The organism is Mesorhizobium sp. M7A.F.Ca.CA.002.09.1.1 (assembly GCF_003998555.1).
GTDB classification, from domain to species: Bacteria; Pseudomonadota; Alphaproteobacteria; order Rhizobiales; family Rhizobiaceae; genus Mesorhizobium; species Mesorhizobium ciceri.
Map to the genome: position 1 here is coordinate 1 of NZ_RZRR01000202.1, position 7248 is coordinate 7248.

Consider the following 7248-nt stretch of genomic DNA (forward strand, 5'->3'; position numbering starts at 1 on the left):
CGACTATCTGGCGCCGCTTGGCCGGCTTCCGGCGATCGCCGCCAATCTGAAGCTCGGCGCCGAGGTCACCGCGATCACCCGTCAGGGGCACGACAAGGTCGCCAATGACGGCCGCAAGGACGCGCCCTTCGTCATCCGCTACCGCGATGGCGGCGGTGAGCACCGCTTTCTCGCACGCGCCGTCATCGACGCATCCGGAACATGGTGGCGGCCAAACCCGATCGGCATCGACGGGCTGCCGGTTGCCGGCGAAGGCAAGGCGTCGGCACGCATCGCCTATGGCATTCCCGACGTGGTCGGCAAGGCGAGAGAAGACTATGCGGGCAAGCGCATCCTGGTCATCGGCGGCGGGCACTCGGCCATCAACGTCGCGCTGGCGCTGATGGAGTTGCAGGATGGCGTGCCTGGCACCGAAATCTTCTGGGCGCTGCGGCACGCCAGCATCGAGAGATTGCTCGGCGGCGGGCTGAACGACCAGTTGCCGGAACGTGGCGCGCTCGGGCTGGCCGCCAGGCAGGCGATGGCGGACGGCAGGCTGAACATGCTGACGGGCTTCGCCGTCGACCGCATCGAGACGCAAGGCGAGAAGCTTGCCGTCGACGCCCACCTCGCCGGCAAGCCGTTCAGCATGGCCGTGGACCGCATCGTCGTCACCACCGGCTTCAGGCCAGACCTGTCGTTCCTCGGCGAAATCCGCATCGCGCTCGATCCCGTCGTCGAAGCGCCGCCGGCACTGGCGCCGCTGATCGATCCGAACTTCCACTCATGCGGCACGGTTCCCGCGCATGGCATTGCGGAGCTCGCGCATCCCGAACCCGGTTTCACCATCGTCGGCTCGAAATCCTACGGCCGTGCCCCGACCTTCCTGATGGCGACCGGCTACGAGCAGGTCCGCTCGGTGGTGGCCGATATTGCCGGAGACCATGCCGCGGCCCGCGAGGTGCGGCTGGTGCTGCCGGAGACCGGCGTGTGCAGTGCCGTCGGTGTCGCGACGGTATCGGAAAGCGCCGGCTGCTGTGGCGGGGCTGCTCCCGCCGCTGTCGATGCCTGCTGCGTCAGGGATGCGGACGCCAAGGCAACCGGCGCATCGGGTTGCGGCTGCGCAACCGATGCCGAGCCGAGAAGAGCCGTATCGGCCGGCATCGATGCCTGACCGGTCCGTCCTGCGCAAGGCGATCTGGGCGCTTGGGCTGACCCAGATCATCGGCTACGGCACGCTCTATTACAGCTTCTCGATGCTGGCGCCGGCAATGGCACGCGAGTTCGGGCTCACGGAAGGCTGGGTATTCGCAGCCCTGTCGGCCTCGCTGTTTGCCGGCAGCCTGTTCGCGCCGACTGCCGGGCGGTGGGCCGACCGCTTCGGCGCCGGCCGCCTCATGACCGTCGGCTCGGTCGCGGCGGCTGTGGCGCTGGCGCTGTGCGCCGTCGCACCCGGCCGCGTGAGCTTCGTTCTGGGATTGCTGGCGATGGAACTGGCCTCCAGCTTCGTCCTCTACAGCGCTGCCTTCGTGTTGATCGTGCAGGTCGGGGTTCCCCGGCCGCAACGCAGCATCACCCATCTGACGCTGATCGCCGGGTTTGCCTCTACCCTGTTCTGGCCGCTGACCTCGGCGCTGCATGCGCATCTCACATGGCGCGAGGTCTACCTTTTGTTCGCCGCTCTCAATCTCGGCCTATGCCTGCCGATCCACGCCTGGCTGATGCGCCTGTCGCGTCGCCACGCAACGGTCACGCCGCATGAGCGCGGCTCCGCCCCCGATGAAGCGGGAATGCCGCTCGATGCGCGGCGCGGCCGGGCCGCATTCCTGCTGATGCTGGCGGGGTTCGCCACCGAAGGCTTCGTGCTGTCGGCGATCCTCATCCACATGGTGCCGCTGACGGCGGCCCTTGGGCTCGGCACCGCAGGCCTCTTCGTCTCGACCCTGTTCGGGCCGGCGCAGGTCGCCAGCCGGTTGATCAACATGCTGTTTGGCGGGCGGCTGCAGCAGACGCACCTTGCCGTCATTGCCGCGTCACTGCTCACGGCCGGGCTGTGTGCGCTGTTGCTGACCACGCCATGGCTGCCCGGCGCCTTCGTGTTCGTGTTCCTGTTCGGCCTCGGCTCCGGCCTCACCAGCATCGTCGGCGGCACCTTGCCGCTCGAACTCTTCGGCCGCGAAGGCTATGGCGCGCGGCTGGGATGGGCGAGCGCTGCCCGTCAGTTCACCTCGGCCTTTGCGCCGTTCGCGCTCGCCTTCATGATGGCGCGGACATCGGTCGCCAATTCCCTGTGGGTGCTGGTGGTCGTCGCCGCGAGCGGCGTCATCGCCTTCCTCGCCATCGCGCTGCTCAGGCGGCGCGGCGGCCCGGCAGCGTTTGCGATTGGCGGCAGCGCGGAAGAGGCGACCTGACCGCCCGCCTTTAGTGCCGCAGAATCTTGCTCAGGAAAGCGCGGCTGCGGTCGGTCTTGGGGTGTGAGAAGAACTCGTCGGGCGTGCCGCTTTCGACGATGGCGCCAGCGTCCATGAACACCACGCGCTGGGCGACCTTGCGGGCAAAGCCCATCTCGTGCGTCACCACCATCATGGTCATGCCTTCCTCGGCGACCGCGACCATGACGTCGAGCACTTCGGAAATCATCTCGGGATCGAGCGCCGAGGTCGGCTCGTCGAACAGCATGATTTTGGGCCGCATGCCGAGGCAACGCGCGATCGCCACGCGCTGCTGCTGGCCGCCGGAGAGCTGTGCTGGATAGGCATTGACCTTGTCGGCGAGGCCTACCTTGGCCAGCAATTCGCGGCCGGCCTTTTCGGCTTCGGCACGCGGGATCTTGCGGACATGGATGGGGGCGAGCGTGACGTTTTCGAGTGCCGTCTTATGCGGGTAGAGGTTGAACGACTGGAAGACGAAGCCGATCTCGGTGCGCAGCTGGGTCATGTTGGTGGCGGGGTCGCCCAGGCGCTGGCCGTCGACGACGAGATCGCCGTCCTTGATCGCCTCCAGGCCGTTGACGCAGCGGATCAGAGTGCTTTTGCCCGAGCCGCTCGGGCCGCAGACGACGACCACTTCGCGCGGTTCGACGCTGAGCGTGATGTCCTTGAGCACGTTGAGCGAGCCGAACCATTTGTTGACGCCGCGAAAGTCGATCATGCCGGTTTTGGCAAGGCCCGTTTTGGTCATGTTTTCTGGACCTTTGGGGTTGGAAGTCACAACTGCACCTCGGCATGCGCCGCGCCCATGCGCTGCTCCAGCCGGCGGGCCAGCATGATCAGCGGATAGCAGACGATGAAATAGCCGACGCCGACGAGGAAGAACACCAGCAGGCCGTTGGGCACACGCTGCACCACCAGCCAGCCGACGCGGGTGAGGTCGGTCAATCCGATGGCCGAGACGACAGAAGAATCCTTGATCAGCAGCACATACTGCCCGACCAATGGCGGCAGCACGATGCGCATCGCCTGCGGCAGCACCACCTGGCGCATGCGCTGCCAGCGCGACAGGCCGGACGCCAGTGCCGCCTCGACCTGGCCTGTCGGCACCGAGCGGATGCCGGCGACGACGATCTCGCAGATGAAGCAGGCAGCCAGATTGGTCAGCGCGATGATGCCGGCGGTGAAGGCATCGAGTTCGATGCCGAACTCAGGCAGGATGAAGAAGATCAGGAAGATCTGCACCAGGAACGGCGTGCCGCGGATCAGGTCGACCCAGGCCCCGATCAAACCCGAGATCAGACGGTTGCCGCCGGTCCGCAGGATGCCGAGGGCGAAGCCGAGCAGCGTGCCGAGCACCAGGCTGATCAGCGACAGCAACACGGTCATGCCGAGGCCGCGCAGGGCCAGTGGATAGGAGCCGGCGAGGCTTTGCAGTTGTTGCCAGATCATGTCCGCGCCCCCGCTGTGCCGAGCCAGCGGCTGGAGAGCCCAGCCAGTCCTTTCAGGCCGTAATAGAGCAGCAGATAGAAGGCGGCGATGGTGAGGAAGCCTTCCGCCGGCATGAAGCGGTCGGAGGCGAGCAATTGACCGGCGCGTGTCAGTTCCGAAACCGAGATCAGCGACAAAAGGGCGGAATCCTTGACCAGCACGATCGCCTGGCCGAGCAGCGGCGGGATCGTCACCTTGAAGGCTTGCGGCAGGACGACAAGGCGCATGCGCTGGACATAGGTCATGCCCGAAGCGACGCTGGCCTCGACCTGGCCGCGCGGGATCGACAGGATGCCGGCGCGAATGATTTCAGCGATATAGGCGCCGCTGTTCAGCGACAACGCGAGGATGCCGACGACGAGTTCCGGCAGAACGAAGCCGAGCCGGGGCAGGCCGAAATAAAGAAAATAGAGCTGCGCCAGCAAGGGCGTGGCACGCACCGCATCGATATAGGCCTTGGCCGGGGCGCGAAACAGCCAGCCGCGCTGCAGATTCATGGCGCACAGCACGATGCCGACGATGAGCGCGCCGACAAAGGACAGCGCCGACAGCCAAACGGTCGTGACCAGGCCCTGTCCGAACAACGGCAGGTATTCGACGATGGTGCGGAAACTGAAATTTTCGAGCATCGTTGGGTGAAATCCCCAGAGCGCAGGCAACGACAGATGAAACGAAATTCCGGGCGGCTTCGCGGCGTTTAAGATGCGCGCGAAACCGCCTGGATTTATCGCTGCTTAGTGATCCTTCTTCCAGGCGTCGGAATTGACCCAGTAGTCGAGGTTCTTCTGCAGGCGGCCGTCGATAGTGACCTGGTTGAGGAACAGGTTCATCCAGATCAACAGGTCCGGCTCATCATAGCGGGTGGCGAAGGCAAGCGGCTCCTTCGACAGAAGGTCCGGCATGATGGTGAAGGTGCCGGCCGGATAGGCGGTCGACTGGCCCTTGACCGCCGAGACGTCGTTGACGCCGCAGTCGGCCTGGCCGTTGTTGACGGCGTCGAGCAGCAGCGGACCGCCACCCTTGTAGCTCTTGATGTCGGCATCGGGGAAGGCGTTCTTGGCTTCCTTCTCGCCGGTGGCGCCGAGCAGCACGGCGATCTTGGTGCCCTTGGCCTTGCAGTCCTCGGTGGTCTTGAACTTGCTGTCGGCCTTGGTGAAGACGGTGCTGCCCGTGTACATGTAGGGCGTGGTGAACGCGACCTTCATGCCGCGCGCCAGCGTCGGTGTCATGTCGGCGACCAGCAGGTCGGCCTTGCCCGACAGCAGCGCCGGGATCAAACCATCCCAGTCGAAGTCGAGGAAGGTGATTTTCACACCCATTTCCTTGGCCATCAGTTCGGCCAGTTCGACCGAACTGCCGGTGCGTTCGCCATTGGCGCCGACCAGCGAGAAGGGCGGTCCCTGGGTCTGCACGGCGACGCGCAATTCGCCGCGCTTGGTGATGTCGTCGAGCGTACCCGCACTGGCCGCAGCGGTGAGCCCGGCGAGCGCAAGCCCGGCGATGAAAAGTCTTCCGGCGATGAAAAGTCTGGCAATCTTCATTTCGGTATTCCTCCCTGTTGTCGTTAATGTCTGCCCGCGGTTCTCCTTGGGCTCCTTTTTGAGCGGCAGCGCCGTTGCCGGCGGCAGCCACCGTTCGAAAATCTTTCGCCTCAGTCCCGTGCCACCGTCTCGGAAACCGTGATGCCACGCCTGGCCAATTCATCGAAGAACCTGATGTCGGGCACATCCAGCAGCGGGTTCAAAAAGCCGGGTCTGGTGATCTCGCCCCTCGCCAGCATCTGCGCCACGATGCTGGCGGGATAGCCGACGCCGAGGCTCATGCCGAACAGGCCGGAAACGAGATCGCGTTCGATGATCAGGTCCGACGTCACCGTCTTGGCGCGGCCGCCTTCGAGGCCGGAAAAGACATTGCGCATCACGCAAAGATCCTTTTCGCCGGGGCCGTATTGCAATTGCGGGCCGAGCAGCCGGCCAAGGAATTCGCGCGGGCTGTTGGAGGTGCCGGGCACCTTGTCCTCAGAGAGGAAACCGAGTTCCTTCAACGGCGCCCAGAAGGCCGACCATCCCGGCCAGCGCAGTGTGTAGCGGCCGGAGCGGCGCAGCCCTTTTGCGGCGTCCAGCATCTCGACATAGTGGAGCGCGTCGCCATTGGGGAAGGCTTCGAGCCTGCCGAGACCGGCAACCTCGATTTCATGGATGAACGGATTGTCGTGCTGCTGGCCGGCAGGCACCGCGACACGGTTCCCGTCCTCAATCATCACGCTGTCGCGGTTCTGGCTGACCAGGACCATGTCGAAATTCCAGCTCACCTTGTAGCACAGCGGCTTGGCCATCGCCTGCGGCTCGGGGATGCCGCCGCAATAGGAATCGATCGAAGAAATCGAGTCGAACTGCCTGGCGGCGCGCGCGTAGAGCACGAGGTCGATGCCGGGGTCGAGCCCGCATTCGGTCATGATCGAGACACCGGCCTGTTCGGCGGCCGGCGCCAGGTCGGCGATCGACTTGGCGTAATTGGTGGTGACCAGCGGCGTGCGCGTGGCAATCGCGGCCTTTACCGCCTCGCGCATCAGCGGCTGCGGCAACAGGTCGATGACGGCGTCGACATCATCAAGCACAGTGGCCAGGGCCTGGCCGATCGCGCCCTCAGGCACCACGAAGCGCACGCGGGCAAGATCGGTCAGGCCGGCAAGCCGGGCAGGGCCGTCCGGCGCGGTGTCGACGCAGACAATTTCCTCGACGCCGTCGCTGGCGACGAGGTCGGCGATTGCCGCCCGGCCTTGCAGGCCGAGGCCGCCGAGAACCGCGATCTTCATGCCGGCTCCTTGCGGTCGTCCGACCAGCAGCCTTCCGGCAGGCTGACCCATTTGTTGCAGGACGCCATGACGACGAAGGTCTCGCTGCGCACCACTTCGCCCGGCTCGCCGGCGCCGGGGATCAGTTCGCTGGTGACGCGGTAGAGATCGGCGACGTCACCGGCCACCGTCACGTCGACGATGATGTCGAAGCGTCCGGTGACCACCGAGGCCGAATTGACGAAAGGCAGTTCGGCAATGCGCTGCGCCAGTTCGCGGGCCCGGCCGCGCCCTTGGGCATTGATGCCGACAATGGCGGAGATCAGCTCGGGGCGCTCGGTCAGGTTCAGCAGCCCGACGATCTTGAGTAGGTTGCGGTCGAGCAGGTTGCGCAGCCGCGAGCGCACCGTCGGCACCGAAATCGCCAATATCTCGGCGATCCGGTTGATGCCCGGCTGGGCGTCCTGCGACAGCTGTTTGACCAGCCGCCGATCGGTCAGATCGAGATGTTCCCGCAAAGTCCCCGTCTTTCACAAAAGGAAAAAAGTTTGGCGA

8 protein-coding genes are annotated in these 7248 nt (G+C 65.4%); 2 read left to right on the plus strand and 6 right to left on the minus strand.

The genetic code is table 11. From position 1 onward, the window contains the following. A partial coding sequence (locus EN994_RS11595; RefSeq protein WP_127307546.1) for an FAD-dependent oxidoreductase occupies positions 1 to 1153 on the plus strand: 1153 nt, incomplete at its 5' end. Continuing rightward, positions 1146 to 2390: an arsenite efflux MFS transporter ArsK gene (arsK, locus tag EN994_RS11600; protein WP_063168656.1), complete on the plus strand. Its 1245-nt coding sequence runs from the start codon at positions 1146 to 1148 to the stop codon at positions 2388 to 2390. The genes EN994_RS11595 and arsK, both read left to right, overlap by 8 nt. 10 nt (positions 2391 to 2400) lie before the next feature. Here arsK and EN994_RS11605 read toward each other — a convergent pair whose 3' ends face one another. The 6 genes from EN994_RS11605 to EN994_RS11630 form a co-directional block, all read right to left on the minus strand. After that, on the minus strand, positions 2401 to 3129 hold the full coding sequence (locus EN994_RS11605; protein ID WP_024501778.1) for an amino acid ABC transporter ATP-binding protein: 729 nt from the start codon (positions 3127 to 3129) through the stop codon (positions 2401 to 2403). A 56-nt stretch (positions 3130 to 3185) separates the two neighbouring features. Next, complete coding sequence (locus EN994_RS11610) at positions 3186 to 3860, minus strand: amino acid ABC transporter permease (RefSeq protein ID WP_063168655.1); 675 nt, start codon at positions 3858 to 3860, stop codon at positions 3186 to 3188. Continuing rightward, positions 3857 to 4528, minus strand: a complete 672-nt coding sequence (locus EN994_RS11615) for an amino acid ABC transporter permease (RefSeq protein WP_013530557.1) — start codon at positions 4526 to 4528, stop codon at positions 3857 to 3859. The genes EN994_RS11610 and EN994_RS11615 overlap by 4 nt, the downstream gene beginning before the upstream one ends. Before the next feature lie 105 nt (positions 4529 to 4633). Beyond that, complete coding sequence (locus tag EN994_RS11620; RefSeq protein WP_013530558.1) at positions 4634 to 5440, minus strand: ABC transporter substrate-binding protein; 807 nt, start codon at positions 5438 to 5440, stop codon at positions 4634 to 4636. A 110-nt stretch (positions 5441 to 5550) separates the two neighbouring features. Continuing rightward, on the minus strand, positions 5551 to 6714 hold the full coding sequence (locus EN994_RS11625) for a saccharopine dehydrogenase family protein (protein WP_063168654.1): 1164 nt from the start codon (positions 6712 to 6714) through the stop codon (positions 5551 to 5553). After that, positions 6711 to 7211 (minus strand): Lrp/AsnC family transcriptional regulator, encoded by a 501-nt coding sequence (locus EN994_RS11630; protein ID WP_024501775.1) that lies wholly within the window; start codon positions 7209 to 7211, stop codon positions 6711 to 6713. Before EN994_RS11630 ends, EN994_RS11625 begins: the two co-directional genes overlap by 4 nt. Between the last annotated feature and the right edge of the window lie 37 nt (positions 7212 to 7248).